The sequence below is a fragment of the Streptococcus sp. HMSC065E03 genome, assembly GCF_001815045.1.
Taxonomy (GTDB): Bacteria; Bacillota; Bacilli; order Lactobacillales; family Streptococcaceae; genus Streptococcus; species Streptococcus parasanguinis_AD.
In genome coordinates this window covers 376,575-395,158 of record NZ_KV818852.1, presented here as the reverse complement: position 1 = coordinate 395,158, position 18,584 = coordinate 376,575, and the positions used below count along the sequence as shown (strand labels likewise).

22 protein-coding genes are annotated in these 18,584 nt (G+C 42.8%); 15 read left to right on the top strand and 7 right to left on the bottom strand.

Annotated elements, in window-relative coordinates; genetic code table 11:
- Positions 1-200 precede the first annotated feature (200 nt).
- Entirely contained in the window at positions 201-1,883 is a 1,683-nt protein-coding gene (gene rnjA, locus HMPREF3002_RS06450) for a ribonuclease J1 (protein ID WP_023919212.1), read from the bottom strand.
- 3 nt (positions 1,884-1,886) lie between these two features.
- On the bottom strand, positions 1,887-2,117 hold the full coding sequence (locus HMPREF3002_RS06445) for a DNA-directed RNA polymerase subunit epsilon (protein ID WP_021153967.1): 231 nt from the start codon (positions 2,115-2,117) through the stop codon (positions 1,887-1,889).
- Positions 2,118-2,409: 292 nt separating this feature from the next.
- Here HMPREF3002_RS06445 and tsaB point away from each other — a divergent pair, with 292 nt between their 5' ends.
- The 11 genes from tsaB (at position 2,410) to HMPREF3002_RS06390 (ending at position 10,422) form a co-directional block, all read left to right on the top strand.
- Entirely contained in the window at positions 2,410-3,093 is a 684-nt protein-coding gene (gene tsaB, locus HMPREF3002_RS06440) for a tRNA (adenosine(37)-N6)-threonylcarbamoyltransferase complex dimerization subunit type 1 TsaB (RefSeq protein WP_023919210.1), read from the top strand.
- A complete protein-coding gene (rimI, locus tag HMPREF3002_RS06435; protein ID WP_023919208.1) occupies positions 3,090-3,527 on the top strand; it encodes a ribosomal protein S18-alanine N-acetyltransferase in 438 nt (145 codons plus the stop codon). The genes tsaB and rimI overlap by 4 nt, the downstream gene beginning before the upstream one ends.
- Positions 3,517-4,527 (top strand): tRNA (adenosine(37)-N6)-threonylcarbamoyltransferase complex transferase subunit TsaD, encoded by a 1,011-nt coding sequence (gene tsaD / locus HMPREF3002_RS06430; protein ID WP_023919206.1) that lies wholly within the window; start codon positions 3,517-3,519, stop codon positions 4,525-4,527. Before rimI ends, tsaD begins: the two co-directional genes overlap by 11 nt.
- A gap of 20 nt (positions 4,528-4,547) precedes the next feature.
- Complete coding sequence (locus tag HMPREF3002_RS06425) at positions 4,548-5,636, top strand: hypothetical protein (protein ID WP_023919204.1); 1,089 nt, start codon at positions 4,548-4,550, stop codon at positions 5,634-5,636.
- 51 nt (positions 5,637-5,687) lie between these two features.
- Positions 5,688-6,233 (top strand): hypothetical protein, encoded by a 546-nt coding sequence (locus HMPREF3002_RS06420; RefSeq protein WP_023919203.1) that lies wholly within the window; start codon positions 5,688-5,690, stop codon positions 6,231-6,233.
- Between the two features lie 37 nt (positions 6,234-6,270).
- Complete coding sequence (locus tag HMPREF3002_RS06415) at positions 6,271-7,188, top strand: hypothetical protein (protein WP_225305912.1); 918 nt, start codon at positions 6,271-6,273, stop codon at positions 7,186-7,188.
- Between the two features lie 94 nt (positions 7,189-7,282).
- Positions 7,283-7,951, top strand: coding sequence for a DUF443 domain-containing protein (locus HMPREF3002_RS06410; RefSeq protein ID WP_023919199.1), 669 nt, complete (start codon positions 7,283-7,285; stop codon positions 7,949-7,951).
- Position 7,952: 1 nt separating this feature from the next.
- Positions 7,953-8,540, top strand: a complete 588-nt coding sequence (locus HMPREF3002_RS06405; protein ID WP_023919197.1) for a hypothetical protein — start codon at positions 7,953-7,955, stop codon at positions 8,538-8,540.
- A 109-nt stretch (positions 8,541-8,649) separates the two neighbouring features.
- Positions 8,650-9,345: an AzlC family ABC transporter permease gene (locus HMPREF3002_RS06400; RefSeq protein WP_023919195.1), complete on the top strand. Its 696-nt coding sequence runs from the start codon at positions 8,650-8,652 to the stop codon at positions 9,343-9,345.
- Positions 9,332-9,658 (top strand): AzlD domain-containing protein, encoded by a 327-nt coding sequence (locus tag HMPREF3002_RS06395; protein WP_023919193.1) that lies wholly within the window; start codon positions 9,332-9,334, stop codon positions 9,656-9,658. Before HMPREF3002_RS06400 ends, HMPREF3002_RS06395 begins: the two co-directional genes overlap by 14 nt.
- Before the next feature lie 101 nt (positions 9,659-9,759).
- On the top strand, positions 9,760-10,422 hold the full coding sequence (locus HMPREF3002_RS06390; RefSeq protein ID WP_070665650.1) for a hypothetical protein: 663 nt from the start codon (positions 9,760-9,762) through the stop codon (positions 10,420-10,422).
- A gap of 36 nt (positions 10,423-10,458) precedes the next feature.
- On the opposite strand, the gene HMPREF3002_RS06385 is transcribed toward HMPREF3002_RS06390, so the two are convergent.
- The 5 genes from HMPREF3002_RS06385 to larA all read right to left on the bottom strand — a co-directional run bounded on the left by HMPREF3002_RS06385 (position 10,459) and on the right by larA (position 15,861).
- Positions 10,459-11,631, bottom strand: coding sequence for an aminoacetone oxidase (locus HMPREF3002_RS06385; protein ID WP_070665647.1), 1,173 nt, complete (start codon positions 11,629-11,631; stop codon positions 10,459-10,461).
- Between the two features lie 138 nt (positions 11,632-11,769).
- Positions 11,770-12,483, bottom strand: coding sequence for a D/L-lactic acid transporter LarD (gene larD / locus HMPREF3002_RS06380; RefSeq protein WP_049489294.1), 714 nt, complete (start codon positions 12,481-12,483; stop codon positions 11,770-11,772).
- A 20-nt stretch (positions 12,484-12,503) separates the two neighbouring features.
- A complete protein-coding gene (gene larC / locus HMPREF3002_RS06375; RefSeq protein ID WP_049503893.1) occupies positions 12,504-13,811 on the bottom strand; it encodes a nickel pincer cofactor biosynthesis protein LarC in 1,308 nt (435 codons plus the stop codon).
- Positions 13,811-14,578 carry a nickel pincer cofactor biosynthesis protein LarB gene (gene larB, locus HMPREF3002_RS06370; RefSeq protein ID WP_023919185.1) on the bottom strand — a complete coding sequence of 256 codons (768 nt, stop codon included), beginning with the start codon at positions 14,576-14,578 and terminating at the stop codon, positions 13,811-13,813. The genes larC and larB overlap by 1 nt, the downstream gene beginning before the upstream one ends.
- 8 nt (positions 14,579-14,586) lie before the next feature.
- Positions 14,587-15,861, bottom strand: coding sequence for a nickel-dependent lactate racemase (gene larA / locus HMPREF3002_RS06365; RefSeq protein ID WP_049489292.1), 1,275 nt, complete (start codon positions 15,859-15,861; stop codon positions 14,587-14,589).
- A 161-nt stretch (positions 15,862-16,022) separates the two neighbouring features.
- Here larA and HMPREF3002_RS06360 point away from each other — a divergent pair, with 161 nt between their 5' ends.
- From HMPREF3002_RS06360 to HMPREF3002_RS06345, 4 genes are all read left to right on the top strand, one after another.
- Positions 16,023-16,688: a Crp/Fnr family transcriptional regulator gene (locus HMPREF3002_RS06360; RefSeq protein ID WP_070594487.1), complete on the top strand. Its 666-nt coding sequence runs from the start codon at positions 16,023-16,025 to the stop codon at positions 16,686-16,688.
- A 1-nt stretch (position 16,689) separates the two neighbouring features.
- Positions 16,690-17,538: an ATP-dependent sacrificial sulfur transferase LarE gene (gene larE, locus HMPREF3002_RS06355; protein ID WP_070665645.1), complete on the top strand. Its 849-nt coding sequence runs from the start codon at positions 16,690-16,692 to the stop codon at positions 17,536-17,538.
- A gap of 3 nt (positions 17,539-17,541) precedes the next feature.
- The gene (locus tag HMPREF3002_RS06350; RefSeq protein ID WP_049471959.1) at positions 17,542-18,066 is read left to right on the top strand and encodes a DUF924 family protein; all 525 of its coding nucleotides are present in this window, start codon (positions 17,542-17,544) and stop codon (positions 18,064-18,066) included.
- Positions 18,067-18,198: 132 nt separating this feature from the next.
- Positions 18,199-18,528, top strand: coding sequence for a YbaB/EbfC family nucleoid-associated protein (locus HMPREF3002_RS06345; RefSeq protein WP_298615012.1), 330 nt, complete (start codon positions 18,199-18,201; stop codon positions 18,526-18,528).
- Positions 18,529-18,584: the final 56 nt, after the last annotated feature.

Sequence of the window (18,584 nt, the reverse complement as noted above, 5' to 3'; positions counted from 1 at the left end):
TGGATGTCGAGCAAGATGCAGTGGTTGAGTGGGCTCTAATACGCTGATTTCATCAGCTTTTACAGCCCTACTCAACTGTGCGGAGGTGGGACGATGAAATCGAATTCTAACGAATTACCGATTTCTGTCCCACTCTCTTTTTGATCCTCAAAAAGTCATCATAAAACCAGTTGAAACAGTGGTCTCAACTGGTTGTTTTTTTAATTTTCGTCATCTGGTGTGAGAATCATAGGAATAATGATAGGTTCACGTTCCGTGCTCTCGTATAAGAATGGACGAAGGGCATTAACAATCGCACCATTGACGGTTTGGATATTGGCATCTTTGTTCTTCAAGGCGATACGAATAGCATTGAAGAGAATGCGTTGGCTTTCACGAATCAGATCTCCTGATTCACGCATGTAGATGAAACCACGGCTCAAGATGTCTGGACCAGCCAGGATCATCTTCGATTTGAAGTCAACAGTCGCAACAGCAAGAACGACACCGTCTTCGGAAAGGTCTCTCCGGTCACGAAGGACAGCAGCCCCGATTTCACCGATGCGATTTCCATCGACATAGATATCTTGAGCATTGAAGCTTCCTGCGATCCGAGCAGAGTTGGCTGTTAGAGCGAGGACATCACCATTACTCATGATGTAGATATTGTCTTTTTCCACTCCGCAATCACGCGCAAGTCCTGCGTGGATCTTCTGCATCCGGTATTCACCATGGACAGGCATGAAGTATTTTGGTTTGATCAAGCGGAGCATAAGTTTTTGTTCTTGTTGCCCCCCGTGTCCAGAAGTATGGATATTGTTGATCTTCCCGTGAATGACCTCTACACCCGCTTCAGAAATCGTATTGATTAATTTATTCACACTGGTTGTATTTCCAGGAATTGGACTAGAAGAGAAGATCACAGTATCTCCTGGTTGGAGTTGCACTTGGCGGTGCGTTCCGTTGGCAATCCGAGAGAGGGCTGCCATTGGCTCTCCTTGGCTTCCTGTACACATGATCAGGATCTCATTGGCCGCATAGTCTTTGATCTCATTTGGCTCGATAATGGTTCCAGCGGGGACCTTGATGTAGCCAAGCTCGATTCCATTGACGATGGCTTTTTCCATCGAGCGTCCAAAAACGACGATCTTGCGACCGGTCTTGACAGCAGCCTCAGCAGCTTGTTGGAGACGGAAGATATTCGAAGCAAAGGAAGCAAAGATGATGCGTCCGTGGATCCCTTCGATGATCTTCATGATGGATTGGCCAACCACTTTTTCAGAGTTGGTAAAGGTTGGGATTTCCGCGTTGGTTGAGTCTGAAAGCAGGCAGAGAACGCCTTCTTCTCCAAGAGCTGCCATACGATGGAGGTCAGCTGGTTCCCCAACAGGTGTGAAGTCGAATTTGAAGTCTCCGGTACAAACAATCTTTCCTTGAGGGGTGTGAATCACAATCCCTAAAGGTTCTGGAATCGAGTGAGTCGTACGGAAGAAGGTTGCTTTAAGATTTTTAAATTGAAGCTCAGTGTTTTGATTGATTTCGTAGAGTTTAGCATCACGAAGAAGACCATGCTCTTCTAATTTTCCACGGATTAAGGCAAGCGCCAAAGGCCCAGCATAGATAGGGACATTGGCTTGCTTCAAAAGGAAAGGAATCCCACCGATGTGGTCTTCGTGCCCGTGGGTAATGAGGACCGCTTTGACGCGATCGATATTGTCAACGATATAAGAGTAATCTGGGATTACATAGTCGATCCCAAGGAGGTCATCTTCTGGAAATTTGATCCCGGCATCGACAATGATGATTTCATCTTGGTATTCGATCCCGTAGGTATTTTTTCCGATCTCTCCAAGTCCACCAATGGCAAATACACCAACTTCTTCAGGTTTTAAGGTATAAGCCATGGATTAGTACTCCGTTAGTTCAAAAGCACCTGACTCTTTCTCGTAAGCAAGATGTTGCTCAGAAAGTGGTGTGATAAATTCAATGTTGAAATCTGTGTTTGCTTCAACCAATTGACGTGCTTGGATGCGTCCTTCGCGTTCATTCGGTGCATCAATATCGAGATAAAGTGCATGCGTCGTTTCACGACGAGGGTTCCGTTCTTTTGTTTCCTGATAAAAAACTTTGTAAATCATGAAGTAATTTTCCTTTCATTATTTCGGTCTATTTGTTAGCTGCGAAGGAGTGCAATCACTAGAGTTTTCTACTCGCAACTAGTGGACCTGATTCGATACAATTAATTATCATTATATCATAAATTCGCCTGTAAGTAAAAGATAGACTGGAAAAGTCAGAGAGGCAAAGACCTATAATAGAGAAGCTTTTGAGAGGTTTTGGATATGAAAATCCTGCACTCTAAGGGAAAGTTTCGCTGGGATTTGAAGGGAATTTGTAGTATAATATAATCCAGTTCAAGAGGAGTAGGAAATGAAATTATTAGCATTTGATACCTCGAGTAAGGCTCTTTCTGTAGCGATTTTAGAAGATGAGACTCTACTTGCAGAAACAACTTTAACCATTAAAAAGAATCATAGTATCACCTTGATGCCGGTCATCGATTTTTTGATGCAACAAATCGACTTGACACCCAAGGACTTGGACCGCATCGTGGTGGCAGAAGGTCCTGGGAGCTATACTGGGCTGCGCATTGCAGTCGCAACCGCAAAGACCTTGGCTCATACTTTAGGGATTGAATTGGTCGGGGTTTCAAGCCTCTTAGCCCTAGTGCCGGATGATCTAGAAGGTTTGGTAGTACCTGTCATGGATGCCCGTCGGAACAACGTCTATGCGGGTTTTTACCAAGGAGATCAGCTGGTCGCGCCAGAAGGGCATTTTCCATTTGAGGAAGTCCTAGAGCGTGCAGCAACGAGTGAGCAGGTCACCTTTGTCGGAGAGGTCACGGCTTTTAAGGAGCAGATTGCCTCTAGCCTGCCAAGTGCTACTTGCTCTGAAACACTGCCAGATGCAGTGAAAATCGGACGTCTCGGCCTCAAACAAGTACCTGCTAGCCTCCATGATTTTGTCCCCAATTATCTCAAACGGGTCGAAGCGGAGGAAAACTGGCTCAAAGACCACACGGAAACAACGACCTCCTACATCAAGCGTCTATGATCAAAGTAGAAATCAAAAAGGGGCGAATTCAGGATGCAGCCGCTATTCTCTCTGTGATGGAAGATGTCTATGAAGCTAGTCCCTGGAAGTTGGAGCAGATCGAAGCCGATTTAGAGCAGGAATCGATCTCCTATTTCCTAGCTGTGGATGAGGGACAAGTCCTTGGGTTTGTCGCCATTCAAGATACTCTCTATGAAGCAGAGGTTTTGCAGATTGCGGTCAAGCGCGCCTTTCAGGGCCGAGGCCTAGCTCAGCAGTTACTCGCGCAGTTGCCGGACCAAAAAGAGATTTTCTTAGAAGTGCGCGTGTCCAATCAACCGGCCCAAGGCCTATACAAAAAAATGCATTTTGAAGAAATTGCACGGAGGAAAAACTACTATCACGATCCGATAGAGGATGCCGTGATCATGAAGAGGAACCCAAATGAAAGATAGATATATTTTGGCTTTTGAGACATCGTGTGATGAGACCAGCGTGGCTGTCTTGAAAAATGACGACCAACTCTTATCCAATGTCATTGCCAGTCAAATCGAAAGTCACAAGCGTTTTGGTGGAGTAGTGCCTGAGGTAGCCTCTCGTCACCATGTGGAAGTCATCACGGCATGTATTGAAGAAGCCCTAGAAGAAGCCGGCATCACAGAAGACGAGGTCACTGCTGTAGCCGTTACTTACGGCCCAGGCCTGGTTGGGGCTCTTTTAGTCGGCTTGGCTGCAGCTAAGGCCTTTGCCTGGGTGCACGGCCTTCCTTTGATTCCTGTCAATCATATGGCGGGGCACTTGATGGCCGCTCAAAGCGTCGAGCCCTTAGAATTTCCGCTCTTAGCCTTGCTGGTGAGTGGAGGACATACCGAGTTGGTCTATGTCAGTGAAGCGGGGGATTATAAGATCGTCGGAGAGACCCGTGATGACGCTGTAGGAGAGGCTTATGACAAGGTCGGGCGCGTGATGGGCTTGACCTATCCAGCAGGACGTGAGATTGATCAGCTAGCCCACCAAGGGGCTGATATTTATGATTTTCCACGGGCCATGATCAAAGAAGACAATCTGGAATTTTCTTTTTCAGGGCTCAAATCGGCCTTTATCAATCTGCACCACAATGCCCAGCAAAAAGGGGAAAGTCTCTCTAATGCGGACCTGTCAGCGAGTTTCCAAGCAGCCGTCTTAGACATTCTCATGGCCAAGACCAAGAAGGCTTTGGAGAAATATCCAGTCAAGACTCTAGTCGTTGCGGGTGGGGTCGCAGCCAACCAAGGTCTCCGTGAACGCTTGGCTTCTGACATCACGGATGTTAAGGTCATCATTCCGCCTCTGCGTCTCTGCGGGGACAATGCAGGGATGATTGCCTATGCTAGCGTTAGTGAATGGAACAAAGAAAACTTCGCAGGCTGGGACCTCAATGCCAAACCAAGCTTGGCCTTTGAAGGAATTGAATAAGAAAAAGGAGCCAATTGGATGTGCAAGGTCCAATGGCTTTTTTGCTGGAATCTCACCAACTAGTAGCGGATTTGCGAGGTGAAAGAAAATTCGGTATGATAGAAGGAATGAAACTGAGGTGGAAGAGAATAGATATGAAGAAAGAGAAGAGCTATAAATATAGAATTGGTACGATTCTTGTCTTTGCTGTCTGTTTGCTACTGGTTGCAGGATGTGAATCAAAAAAGAAAATTGAAAAAAGTGACAAAGATAAAGAGTCTTACGAATTCTCGGTCTATAATGCGAAATCTGATATTAAAGACTTTCAATTTATCCGTGCAAAAAATGGGCTTGTGGTCGAATGGAAGTTTGATGAAAAAGAACGGAAGAAATCTTTGAAGTCTCCTGATTCATCAGATTGGGTTGAGGTGAACTCTAATTATTTGGTTAGACAAAGGAACAGAGTAAGAGGTATTATTCCATCGAAAAAAATGAAATCAGATGAATTTGCCCATTTAGAGATTTATGATTTGACAGGGAGTAAGGCGAAACGAAAGGAAGTCGATCTTTGGAAGATGATGGTGGAGTATGTAAAAAACGATGATTTTGAGCTCTATAGTCCTTTCCCTACTCTTCGAAAAATGAATGGGAATGACTACGCTATCATTAAAATTATGAAGCAAACTCAGTCACGTTATTTCTTGCTTAATCTTAAAACCCTTAAAATCGATAAAGAAATAACGGAAGAAGAAGTTAATGAGAAAAATAGAGTGTATCTCTCCATTTCTACCCGTAAAGGCTACACTGCTGGAGTTCTTCCGTTTGATAATTATTTTTGGAAGGAAAAATCTTTCAAAGGGGATATCAATTTAAGAGCATCTTATCCGACAGCATTTAAACTCTTTTCAAAACCAGAAGGTTTTGCGTATAAAGTGATCAATTCTGAGAATGGTGCCATTACGAATGGAAAAGAATTGATAGATCTTGAATCAGAATTTCTTAAATTAGGTTCTTCTGTGTACGATCATGCTTACCTACCTAAAGAACTGAGTATAGAAAATAAGGATACGAAAATCTCTCAGTTCGACGAGATTCAAAAGTATTATAACGGTAAATCTTTTTCATATTGATACTGAGAGAATTTTTAGAAAACATACAAGGAGAGTGAAAAAGAGGTTGTTATGCAAACAATGATTAATTTAGGAATATGGGAGAACAAGAATTTCCATTTTGATTGGGAGGAAAAAGTCATACTAGAAGAGACATCTTCTCCTAACTACTGGTCTTATGTACTGCTCCCTATTACATTATTTATTATCAACAAAATTTCGGATGGATTAGCGGAGGCTGGAATATTCGACAATCAGTTGGTACGACTTGGAACGATTCCAATTTTAGGTGTCTTCTCCTACTTTCTTGCGGCGTGGATCATTCGATATTACCATGCGAGTCTGAAATTACAGCCATCCAAGTTAGAGGAGGATCAAGGAAAAAAATTGATCAGGTCCTTGAAGAGACGAAGGGTGTACTTCACCTGTATCCTTAATCTTTTTAGACTCCTAACTGTAGCCGCGATTCTTTTGTTTGTGATTGGCAATGAAACCATTGCAGTCCTCTTTTTGCTCATTAGTTTTTTAGTGATATTTATGTTTAAATTTGATTACCAATTATCCAAATGGCCTTATATGATAGAGATCATATCTCAAGAAGTGGAAAATGGTAAGTAAGAAAATCTCTGATGGTCAAGAGGATTTTGAAAAGTAGGTGGATGTATTGAAAAAAATTTTAAGTTTGAAACTGGTTTTCATATTGGGTGTTATAGTTGGTTTGGTGTTTTATTTTAAACCTTCAGAGACTAAGAAAAAACCTATCGAAAAGAGACCTAGCTCAACAAAAATCATTCATGAAGGGAATCTCAAGGATGTTCAGCTATTTGGTGAGAAAAATCAATTTGTTTTGAGTAAGGATCTGACCTTGGTTGATGGGAAGTATCTGGTTGGTTTTGACTATGTAAAAACCGATGACAGAATAAAATGGGAGTATGTCGGATTCCGATATTACGAGATTGACAATCATTTTAAAGAAACAACCGTAAATGCTTTAGATGAGATTCGTAAGACAGCACCAAAAGCCTTTATTTATGATTATCAAATAAATGTTAATAGTGGAGTAAGTGTTGTAGATCTAATCTATTTTGATTCTCGTAGCGCAATGGAACGTAGTATTGGAAATGGGAAAAATATTTATTACAAGTTGGATGAACAGAAATACTATAGCAAATATGCCATCCCAGAGGGCAGTGCAGTTAAGGAAAAAATAATAGACTATACAAATTTAATGGAATTAATCGATAAGAATACCGGTTTTGACCTTCAAGCAGGATTTAAATTTCAGAAACAGGCTAAGAATGTAAATACAGATATCAATTTATTTGTAATTTATCCGGAATTCAAAGAGAAAATGTTGAGTGGTGAGTACTGGATTGAACCTAGATTACAGTTGTTAAGTAGTAAGGAATGGTTTGATACTCTTCTTCACTGGTTTGCACCTAAAGGACAGGACACCTTACCTGGTGTAAAAATTGAAGCTCGGTACTCAATAGATGGTCAAGAACATGAAATTCGTTCTTATGATGAGTTTAAACAATACTACAATGGAAAAGGTGGTGAATTGGCTGAGTAAAGCCTCATCTGGAAGGTTGGGAGAAGAAAGCTGGATTTGATCAGGTTAGTACCGTCTAGGACGCTATGTTGAAAGCATGTAGGAAGTAAATAGGATGTTAGAATATAAAGAAACAAGTATTTTCTGTCACCAACTGGTAGAGTACAATGGCAAAAAATTTCTGTTAGATGCTAGTACCATGAAGCCTAAGCTCTATTATTGGGGGATGCCAACGGAAGCTATCACTGTTGAGATGATGGAAGTAAATAAAAAAGTTGAAATTCCAGGCACACCCATCAATAAAATAAAAGGAGGGACAGCAGCCATTATAGTCCAGCCATTTGTTGGAGTGGTTTATAGACTCTTACAAAATCTATTCAGTGAGTATGATATTAGTCAGCAAATTTTTCTAAAGATGGTCTTATTCATGGTTGCCATGCTTATATCTTTTGCGTTCTTTCGATTTTCTATAGCAAAGGCTCGTAAAAAAGTTAAGAATCTATTTCCTACAGCGAGGAAGAGATACAGGGTGACTTTCAAGCCGATACCAGAAAGAAAGCAAATTTTTGATGCCCATCTATTAAATGTTGTCTTACTGGCCTGTTTAGCCATGTATTTATTCAACAATAATGGACAAGAGGGGATCTTTTTGGTGATAGGCGGTATTCTTACGGCTTTTCTATTGACCTTTGAATTTGGTAAAGTTCCAGTTCTTTTAGGAGCTAAAACAGGGAATTTACAGTTTGATAGTGTAGAAGAGATAGTCATCGAAAAAAGTAACTAGAATGAAATGGACAAGAAAAAGGAGTAGAAATGATGAAAAAACGATCGTTTTGTTAGTAGCGCTTCTATCATTAACAGCATGCGTCCAGTCTCGACAGGAATCAAAAGATTCTTCGCAGAGCAAAACGGAGCAGATTTCAAAAGAGTCTTCAACTGTTAAAAATGAAAAAGGCTTGCAGTTTGTGGTGGGACCACAGTATGAAGGAAAAGAATCAAATGTAATTGAATTAGGGAAGAAATTAACCAAGGAACATCCAGAACTTGGAAATAAAGGAAGCCTATCGATCAACTATACTGGAGCAACTTTCTCATCTAATCAACAAGAATATGCCGTTTTTCTATTGATTAACAAAGCTGGATTTCAAATTGATAAGGATTTTGACTTTTCATTAAATTGGAAATATGATGGGCAATTCATTTATCAACATCAACGGATTGGCTATAAAATTAGTGACAGTGGAGCATTGCCGGATCAATCTGCTACGATTTTGATCTTGCCAATATCCAGCGAGCAAAAACAAATTGTCGAGAGCATGACACAAGAAGAAAAGATGTCATTAGAGATGTCGGATTTAAAAGTGAATCATTAGGGGAGAGATAGAAATATATCGAGGCTTATCCATTCTCTCTCATTGGTCCCTTTTCAACTTTTTTTCTTGTGTTATAATAGAGGTCAATGATTCAGAAAGGAGTGAGAGAGTGGAAAAAGATTTTTGGCAGGGGGTGAGGGACGCGCTACCGACTGCTTTGGGCTATATCAGTATTGGCCTAGCTTGCGGTGTGGTGGCGTCTCCCTATCTTTCTCCTTTGGAGATGGCCTTGATGAGTGTCTTGGTCTATGCTGGGGCAGCTCAGTTTGCGATGCTCTCTCTGATTGCGGCCCACTCTTCGATTCTGAATATGGCCTTGACGGTGTGTTTGATCAATCTCCGGAATATGTTGATGAGTCTGCATACGTCCACGGATTTTAAGGATGCGAGCCTTGCTCATACCATTGGGATTGGAAGTCTCCTGACCGATGAGAGTTATGGGGTCTACTTGAGTGAGAAGTTAAAGACGGATACCATTACAGTTCCTTGGATGCATGGGAACAATCTAGTAGGCTATGTGGCTTGGATCAGTGCGACGGTTATCGGAACAGCTCTGGGATCTCTCCTACCTGATCCAAAGGCTTTTGGGCTTGATTTTGCCTTAGTGGCTATGTTTATTGGGATTTTTGCAGCCCAGTTTCAAGGAATGCAACTAACAGAAAAGACCAAGACAATGCTCATGGTGCTGTTAGCAGTAGCAGTGAGTTTCTTTCTCTTACTCTTTTTTGTTTCGCAACCTCTAGCAGTGTTAGCTGCGACCTTGATCGGCTGTTTTGTGGGGGTGGTCTGTGATGCGCGTGAATAGTTATATCTTCATGGCCATTCTGGCCTCAGCCCTCGTTACCTGGATTCCTCGGATCTTGCCCTTCCTCTTAGTCAAATACAAGGGACTGCCGGCTCCTGTGACCCGCTTTCTCAAATACCTGCCCATTTCCATTATCTTTGCCTTGGTTTTATCAAGCTTAGTAGATGGAAAAATTGGAAGCCTCCCGCAGTTTCACTGGTTGGACCTAGTAGTGACCATTCCCAGTCTCTTTGTCGCCTTTCGTTACAAAAACCTTATGGGAACCGTTTTGTTTGGAATTGTCTTGATCGCCCTATTGCGATTGGTGTTTTAAATGGAAAAATATGTTACAAAAAAATTACAATTGTTACAAAAAACTTGATTTTTGTAACAATTGGAGTATAATGGAAGTCAGAAAGATAAAGAGGTGATCGTATGAAAAAATCAATCTTCCGTTGGAGTGCCGCTGTTCTGGTGGCTGCTTCACTTGGTCTAGCTCTCGGTGGTTGTGGTGCTAAGGATAAAAAAACAGCTTCCTCATCCGAAAAAGCATCTACCAGCAAGGTAGAGAAAAAAGCCAAAAGTAATAGCAAAAAGAGTGCGGCATCTTCCTCTCAGGCAAACGATACAGCTAGCTCTTCGACTCAAGCCAGTAGCGCGACAGCTGCAAAAGACTCTAGTAAGACTGACAATGCGTCTACTACGACGCAAGCTACTGTCCCTGCAGAACTGGTGGGAACTTGGGTAGGATCTAGCCCACAAGCGGATGCGATTAAAATGACAGTGGATGCCAATGGAGATGTGACAACAGTGGTTAGCTTCAAAAATGATAGCGAACCAACTCGGACAGCTACCTATACAGCAAGAGCAGTAAAAGCAACAGGCAATATCTACTATTGGGAGTCAGAAGGATTGGATGGAGCTGATGCCTTGCTTCCTGGGATCACAGGGCTAGGTGTAGCCAACTTCCGACTGGAGCCAGGTTTTGTCTTAGAAGAAGGACACTATACCCCGATTGTTTTCACAGCGCCTGTCAATACAGAATTTGACTACACCAAATACAATGATTTCCGTTTTTCATTAACCAAAGAACAATAAAAAGACGAACTCGATGGAAAATCGAGTTCGTTTTTTTTAATAATGAAGGCTCCCTGCTACCCAACCGGTACAGAGGGCGGCTGTAATATTAAAACCGCCTGTATGGGCATTGATATCGAGGACTTCTCCTGCAAAGTGGAGTCCAGGAACGAGCTTACTTTCTAGGGTTTTAGGATTGATTTCTTTAAGGCTGACACCACCCTTGGTGACAAAGGATTTGGCTAGTGACATCTTCCCAGTGACGGGGATAGGTAGCTCTTTGATCTTTTGAATGAGCTCTTCTGTTTGAAGAGGAGTGAGTTGCTTGGCTTTTTCAGGGAATCCTTGCGCCAAGAAATCAGCTAATCGTTCAGGAAGCAGGGCTTTGAGGCTATTTTTAATGGCCTTTTCTCGATGCTCTTCTAGAAAGTCTTTTAAGTCTTGAGAAGAAGTAGTCGGAAGGAGGTCCAGAGATAAGATTTCCCCGCCTTTAACAAAGCTGGACATCCGAAGGGCTGCAGGGCCAGAAAGTCCAAAATGGGTAAAGAGAAGGTCGTGTGTGATGATGTGTTTACCGTAGCTGAGGGTCACATCTGTCAGAGAGATCCCTTGGAGGGCCTTGTGTGGGAAATATGTCAAAAGAGGGCTTTCTGTCGCTTCTAGATCCGTAATGTTATGTTTGAAGTGACGGGCAATTTCGTGTCCGTAGCCAGTAGAGCCGGTAGAAGGGTAGGATTTGCCTCCAGTCGTAACGATCAGCTTATCAGCTGTCCAAGTGTTTTCAGCTGATTTGACGATGAAGACGTCTTCTGGCTTGGTGACAGAGACTACTTCACAGTTGGTGGCAATGCTAGCACCAAGCTCAAGAATCTTATTTTCTAAGGCTTGAATAATGGTGCGAGATTGATCACTAACAGGAAAGACCCGGCCATGGTCTTCGACTTTTAACTTGACGCCATTATCGGTAAAAAATTGGATGATATCATGATTATCAAATTGGGAAAACACACTGTAAAGGAAACGGCCATTTCCAGGGATACCGGCCATCAAATCGTCTAAGGTCCCGTTGTTTGTGACATTACAGCGACCCCCTCCGGTACCTGCAAGTTTCTTACCCAGCTTTTTATTTTTTTCGATTAGTAGTGTAGGTTGGCCATAAGAGGCGCTGGCAATGGTCGCCATCATACCTGCTGGGCCACCACCGATGACAATGGTGTGAAAATGAGTCATGTCGTTCTTCCTTCTTTTGTTTCTTTCATGATTTGCTTTGTCCATTATATCATTTTATGGACGGCTTCGGAAAATGAAGGAATCAAAAAAACAAGCACCCTTCGATGCTTGCTTTTGAATGATTCTTCGATCAACTTATTACATGATTCCAAGGAAGTAACGGATGAAGAAGAAGGCAAGGACAGCACCAACAAATGGAGCAGTACCTGGTACAAGAAGACCATATTGCCAGTCGTTGTTTACTTTATCTTTGATTGGCAAGATTTGGTAAGCGAAACGAGGTCCAAGGTCACGCGCTTGGTTCATCGCGAAACCTGTAGTACCACCAAGACCCATACCGATAGCCCAAACGATCAAACCAACAGTGAATGGAAGCATTGCTTCGTTGGCGTGTTCAGCAGCCATGATAGATGTCAAGAAGATAAATGTTGCGAACGCTTCGACGAAGTAGTTACGTGGAAGGTTACGGCAGTTAGGGTTAGTTGAGAAGATGTTACGGATAGCAACACCATCAATTTGACCTTCAGAAATCTTGAAGTGGTCTGCGTACATAAAGTAAGCAATGACTGCACCAAGGAAGGCACCGATCATTTCAGCGATTGCAATTGGGAAGAATTGAGCGATTGTCAATTTACCAAGAAGGACTTTCAGCAAAGCCATAGCAGGGTTCATTGAAACGCCACCAAAGACGAACAAGCAGACAGTGATACCGAATGCCCATGTAGTGATCGCGAATAAGTGTCCAGTTCCAGCATATTTTGTTTTCTTCAAAACGTCGTCACAGTGTACGCCAACCCCGAAGATAATCATCAAAGCTGTACTCATAACTTCTGCAAGTAATTGATGTGTCATGTTAATTAATGTCTCCTAAATTAATAAATGTATTTTTGTAATTGGTGATAAACTTCTTGAATCGGCAACTGCATCTCCGTAGCAATACGCTGACAGTCTTCGTATTCAAGTGTTTTTTTAGTGGTAGATCCGTACTGGTTAATTTTTACCGTAACGGGTCCAAATTCCGTATCGATTTGTTCAAATCGACGTTGCATGACCTTTCGGTCGACTTGTTGGTATCGAAAACCAATGGTACTGGTTTCTTTGAACAAGAGGGCTGAAAAATCTTCCAACTGACTTCCTTGAATCAAGAGAATCAATTCAAAGCCAGGGCGATTCTTTTTCATAACGACGCTACGATAGTAGACATCTAAAGCTCCAGCGTCCAGGAAACGGTGGATAATATAACCGAGTTGCTCTGGTGTTTGATCATCGATCGTAGTGGTGATCTCAATAATTTGATCTTCCGTGCGATGAACAACAGTGGTGCTGTGAGAGGTGTCTTCTTTCAATAGCGAACCGCGTAAAGCATTGAATTTTCCAGTCTCTCTTTTACCAAATCCATAGCCCACACTTTCGATGGAAAGGTGAGAGGGGATTGGTTCAAAGATTGGTGACAATGCTTTAAGGAGGGCTAACCCTGTCGGAGTAATCAACTCCGTTTTAACTGTGAAGTCTTGAGTAATCGGAATAGTCGTTCCTTTTCTCAACTGCATCACAGCGGGAACCGGAACAGGCATTTCTCCATGGGCAACTGAAATAGTCCCACTTCCCTCAGTGAGAGGAGTAGAGTAAACTGTATCGATACCGAGCGATTCCACTAGGATGAAAAAGCTAACGATATCGACGATGGAGTCAATTGCACCAATTTCATGGAAATGAATCTGTTCGACAGGCATGTTATGCACAGCTGCTTCGGCCTTTGCGATATCAAGAAAGACTTCAAGACTCTTTTCTTTCACAAAAGGACTCAACTGTGAAGCGGCAATCAGATCGTGGATATCCGCATAACTGCGAGCATCCGCGTGGGAATGGTGATGATGATGTTCATGATCGTGATGATGTTCGTGATCGTGATGGTGTTCATGATCGTGATGATGTTCATGATCGTGATCAAAATCACCTTCAATCCCCGTATCTTTCTCCCCGTGGTGAAGGTGAACATCAAAATCAGTTCCCCAAATTGCGCTCTTTGCGACGCGATGAACGTGGAGGTGGAAACCATCCACTCCCAGTTTCTCGAGTTCTGTGTGAAGAAGCTCGACATCTGCCCCAAGGTCCACAAGAAGACCATTGAGCATATCGCCACTTATTCCAGAAAAAGGTTCTAAAAATAGACTGGTCATCAGTTTTCCTTTCGATTGTGGTTGAGTCGATTGATCATACATGCTGAATAAGCTGCACCAAATCCGTTATCAATGTTGACGACCGTTACGCCAGAAGCGCAAGAGGTCAACATACTCATCAAGGTTGTTAGCCCTTGAAGGTTGCTTCCGTATCCAATGCTGGTCGGAACGGCAATAACGGGAACATCCACAAGACCTCCTACAACACTAACAAGAGCTCCTTCCATACCGGCAATCACGATGATCACACTGGCTTTTTGGATCTCTTCTAAGCGATTGAAGAGGCGATGGATGCCGGCGACTCCCACATCATAGATTCGGCGAACCGAATGGCCAAAGGTTTCTGCAGTGACTGCAGCTTCTTCTGCAACAGGAACATCACTTGTCCCTGCTGTGACGACCGCAATGTAGTGTTCAGGATCGGCTTCTTCCTTTTTAGAGTTGAGAACGAAGCAGCGGGCTTCCGGATAATAGTGGCCAGTCGGAAAGCGCTGAGAAAGAGCCTCTCCCTTTTGGAGAGAGACTCTTGTTGTGAGGATCGGCAATTCTTTCTGTGAAAGAAATTGCAGGATTCCTTCAATTTGCTCAACTGTCTTTCCTTCGCCGTATACGACTTCAGGGAAGCCGTTGCGACGTTGCCGGTCAGTATCAATTGCTGCATACCCTAGCTCTTTAACCCCGTTGATTTGCTCCAGCGCATCCTCAACGGAGAGATGGCCCGCTTGCAAAGAACGGAGTGTTTGTTCTAGATTGGGTTGAAAATCCATGTTTGATTCTATTCAACAACGACAGAAAGTCCGTCGCGGATAACAGTTACTTTAGCATCTTTTCCTTCACGAGCAAAGGCTTTTTCAAGCGCTTCGTCAAATGAAGTTGCAAGTTCCATATGCATACCTTTGATCAATTCAGGATCTACAAGGTCAGATACAAAGATAACATGGTGGTGTACCAAAATACGTGCCAAGATTTGAGAAGTCCATTGGTCTGGGACAGTCTCTAAACGAGGTGTATTGATGGCTTGTTCCAAGAATTCTTTTGGATCTTCTACGTCAGCAAGGTTGCGATAGAAACCTTCTCCACCGTGACCGTCTGCACATCCAGCTACCATGATGATTGTTCCGCCTTCTTTGTTAGAAGCTTCGGCTGCAGTCATCCCTTTAACAGCTTGGTAGATGTTTTGGTCAAGTGGGAAACCACCGTTTGTTGAAATTGTGATGTCGCTTTCGATCTTAGACACACGTGCCAAGTCTGCAACGAAGTCACAACCAACTTTGTGGGCTTCAACCATGTCCCCAGCGAAAGATCCGATGATGTGTTTTTCGCCGTCCAATACAACGTTGACGATGAAGGCCAAGTTTGCAGTACGAGCAGCGTAAAGCATATCTTCGTGGATTGGGTTGTGGTCAAGGTTACCAGTACGTGCCTTATCAGAATTGATGAAGTCACCTGAGTGGTTCGCCATGATAGTTTTGTATGATGCGATACCTGGAAGGACTGATTTACGTCCACCTGAGAAACCAGCAAAGAAGTGAGATTCGATGAATCCTTCTGCTATCAACAAGTCAGCTTCAGCAGCGATCTTATTGATGATACAATCACCACCTGAAGGAAGTTGACCGATTTTCACCATGTCATCGTCGTTTGTTGAAATGTGCATAACGATTTCTTCATTGTCAACGATTTCTTGGCCGTATTTATTGATCAATTCTTCACGAGTTGAAGGACGGTGGAAACCAGTAGCAACCAAGATACGCACGCGTGCATCAGGGTTAACTGAGCGAATACGACGCAAAATGATTGGAGTGATGATGTGAGAAGGAACGGGACGAGTGTGGTCAGAACTGATCAACACGATGTCTTTTTTGCCTTTAGCAAGTTCTTCCAAAGTAGGGCTGCCGATAGGGTTGTCCATTGAACGTTCAACAGTTTCTTCTTCAGACAGTGGGTTATGGAAGTTTTCCGCCTTAGACTCTAACAATCCTGCAAAGTTTTCATCTGGAATCTTTGCAACAATCGATTTTTTGTCGTACGGTAATTTAATTTCTACCATTATTTGCGATCTCCTTTATTAATACTGATACTTATAGTATAATTCTTTTTAAAAAGAGGTGTGCACCAATTGATGTCAACAAATGTTAACGTCGTTCGTTTTGAACAGGTGTATCATTAGTGTGACTTCTATGAAGAGCCAAAACAGGAGGAAAAACGCGCGTGGATTCAGCATTTTTAGTGAAATTCTTGGAAGAGAGGCGAACGCCCATTATCAAGAAAAAATACCACAGCTACCTCTCTTATCGCGGGATTAAAGAGGACTATATCTATATTTTAAAAGAAGGGGTTGTCAAGACCAGTGTCATCATGCGTGATGGTCGAGAATTTAACTTTTCCTATTTAAAAGCGACCGATATTGTATCCTTGTTACGGGATGAGGTATCCAATTATACGGACTCGCCTTTTAACGTGCGCGTCGAGACAGCTGAGGCTAGTTTTTACCGGATTCCTCGGGTCAAGTTCTGGACCTTTGTCAAAGAGAAAAAGGAACTGCAAGATTACGTACGGGATTATTATCGCAATAAACTGTCTGAGAGTATGGAATCCCAGCAGTACATGATGATGAATGGGAAAAAAGGCGCAGTTTGTTTTCACCTACAAAAGCTGTGCAGTTTGTTTGGGGTAGAGCAGGACGATGGTATCTTGATTGATTTTAATATTACCAATGAAGATATTGCTGGTTTTTGTGGGATCTCAACCCGAAACAGTGTCAACCGCATACTGAACGAATTAAAGCGGGAGGGAGTTTTAGACATTCGACAGCAAAAGATCGTTATTTTGGACATCGAACGAATTGAAGAATTTATTGGAAGGGAAACATTCTAACATGGCAACAGAAGCACAAATCAGAAAAGAAAAAGAAGAAAAATTACAAGATATTTTGCGGGAAATCGGAAAAGTAGCCGTTACCTATTCAGGTGGGATTGACAGCTCTTATCTCTTGAAGGTGGCCTTGGATACCTTGGGACCTGACAATGTTATTGCGGCCGTCGTGAACTCTGAGATGTTTTCAAATGAAGAATTCGATCTAGCGCTCGACTTGGCCGATCAGCTAGGAGCACCTGTGCTTGGACTGGAAATGAGAGAATTGAGTGATCCACGGATTGCTGCCAATACGCCCAATATTTGGTATTACACCAAACAATTGATGTACCAAACTATTAAGGATTCAGTTACAGAACTGGGCTTTAAGCAATTGGTAGACGGCAATATTATGGATGATATCGACGATTTTCGCCCTGGTATCAAGGCTCGGGACGAAGCGGGTGTCCGCAGTGTCTTGCAAGAAGCCGGCCTCTATAAGACAGAAATTCGTCAATTGGCCAAGGAAAGAGGGGTCTCCAATTGGAATAAGGTGCCATCTTGTAGCGTTGCCTCACGCTTCCCATACGGAGTGAAAATCACTTCAGAAAATGTACAACGGGTTTTTGAAGGGGAAGAGTTCCTTGTAGGACTTGGCTTTGAGCAAGTCCGTGTGCGTGTGCATGGAGACTTGGCGCGCATCGAAGTGGAAGAAGACCATCTGCTTAAAGCCATCCAACTGCATGACAAGATCAATGACTACATGAAAAAAATCGGATTTACCTATGTAGCCTTGGATTTGGCTGGATATAAGTACGGCCGGATGAATGATGCATTGGATGAAAAAACAAAAGAAAAAATTATGGCAGGTTAAGCAATGAAGGAAGTGATAAGGTTCTGGTTCGAAGAGTTGAAGCCAGAGGATTGGTTCAAAAAATCAGAAGCACTGGATCAAGAAATGCGGGAGCGCTTTGAGGAACTTTATTGGAAGGCCAGTCGTGGGGAATTGTTTCACTGGCGGGCTACGGCAGAAGGGCGTTTAGCAGAGATTTTGCTCTTGGACCAAATTCCTCGCAATATTTTTCGAGGGACTGCCCAAGCTTTTGCGACAGATTCCCTGGCCTTGGTCTTGGCCCAAGAAGGCCTAACACAAGCTCAAGAATTACCAGTTGTACAAAGAGGCTTTTTCTACATGCCCTTTATGCATTCGGAATCTTTAACCATTCATGAAGAAGCTCTGCGCCTATTTGATCAACCGGGCTTAGAAAAGCGTTTGAAGTATGAGAAGATGCACATGGACATTCTTCAACAATTTGGGCGTTATCCACATCGGAATGCCATCTTAGGACGGCCTTCGACCAAGGAAGAAGAGGAGTATTTGAAAGAACATTCTGGCTTTTAAGGGAAGATGAGGCCCACAGATTTCAAAACTCTTTTCTCTCTTCATGAAATTGCCTGAAACAGCAGGCATGATGTCAGAGTTCCCTCACCTAGGCTTTTCCAAGCGTCTAAAAAATGGTATAATGAACTGTAAATTTCACAATTTGGAAGGAATGTTATTGCTATGATGAATATGCAAAATATGATGAAGCAAGCTCAAAAATTGCAAAAGCAAATGGAGCAAAGCCAAGCGGAGCTAGCTGCAACTCAATTTGTCGGAAAATCTGCTCAAGATTTGGTTGTCGCGACTCTTACAGGTGATAAGAAGGTCGTCTCCATTGATTTCAATGTTGCAGTGGTCGATCCTGAAGATACAGAAACTCTTTCTGATATGACGGTTCAAGCCATCAATGCTGCCATTGAAGAAATTGATGCTGCAACCAAGAAAAAACTCGGTGCTTTCGCAGGGAAATTACCATTTTAAGCAAAGGAAGTTTTCATTAACTCAAAAGAGGCTGGGACAAAAGTCCTAGCCTCTTA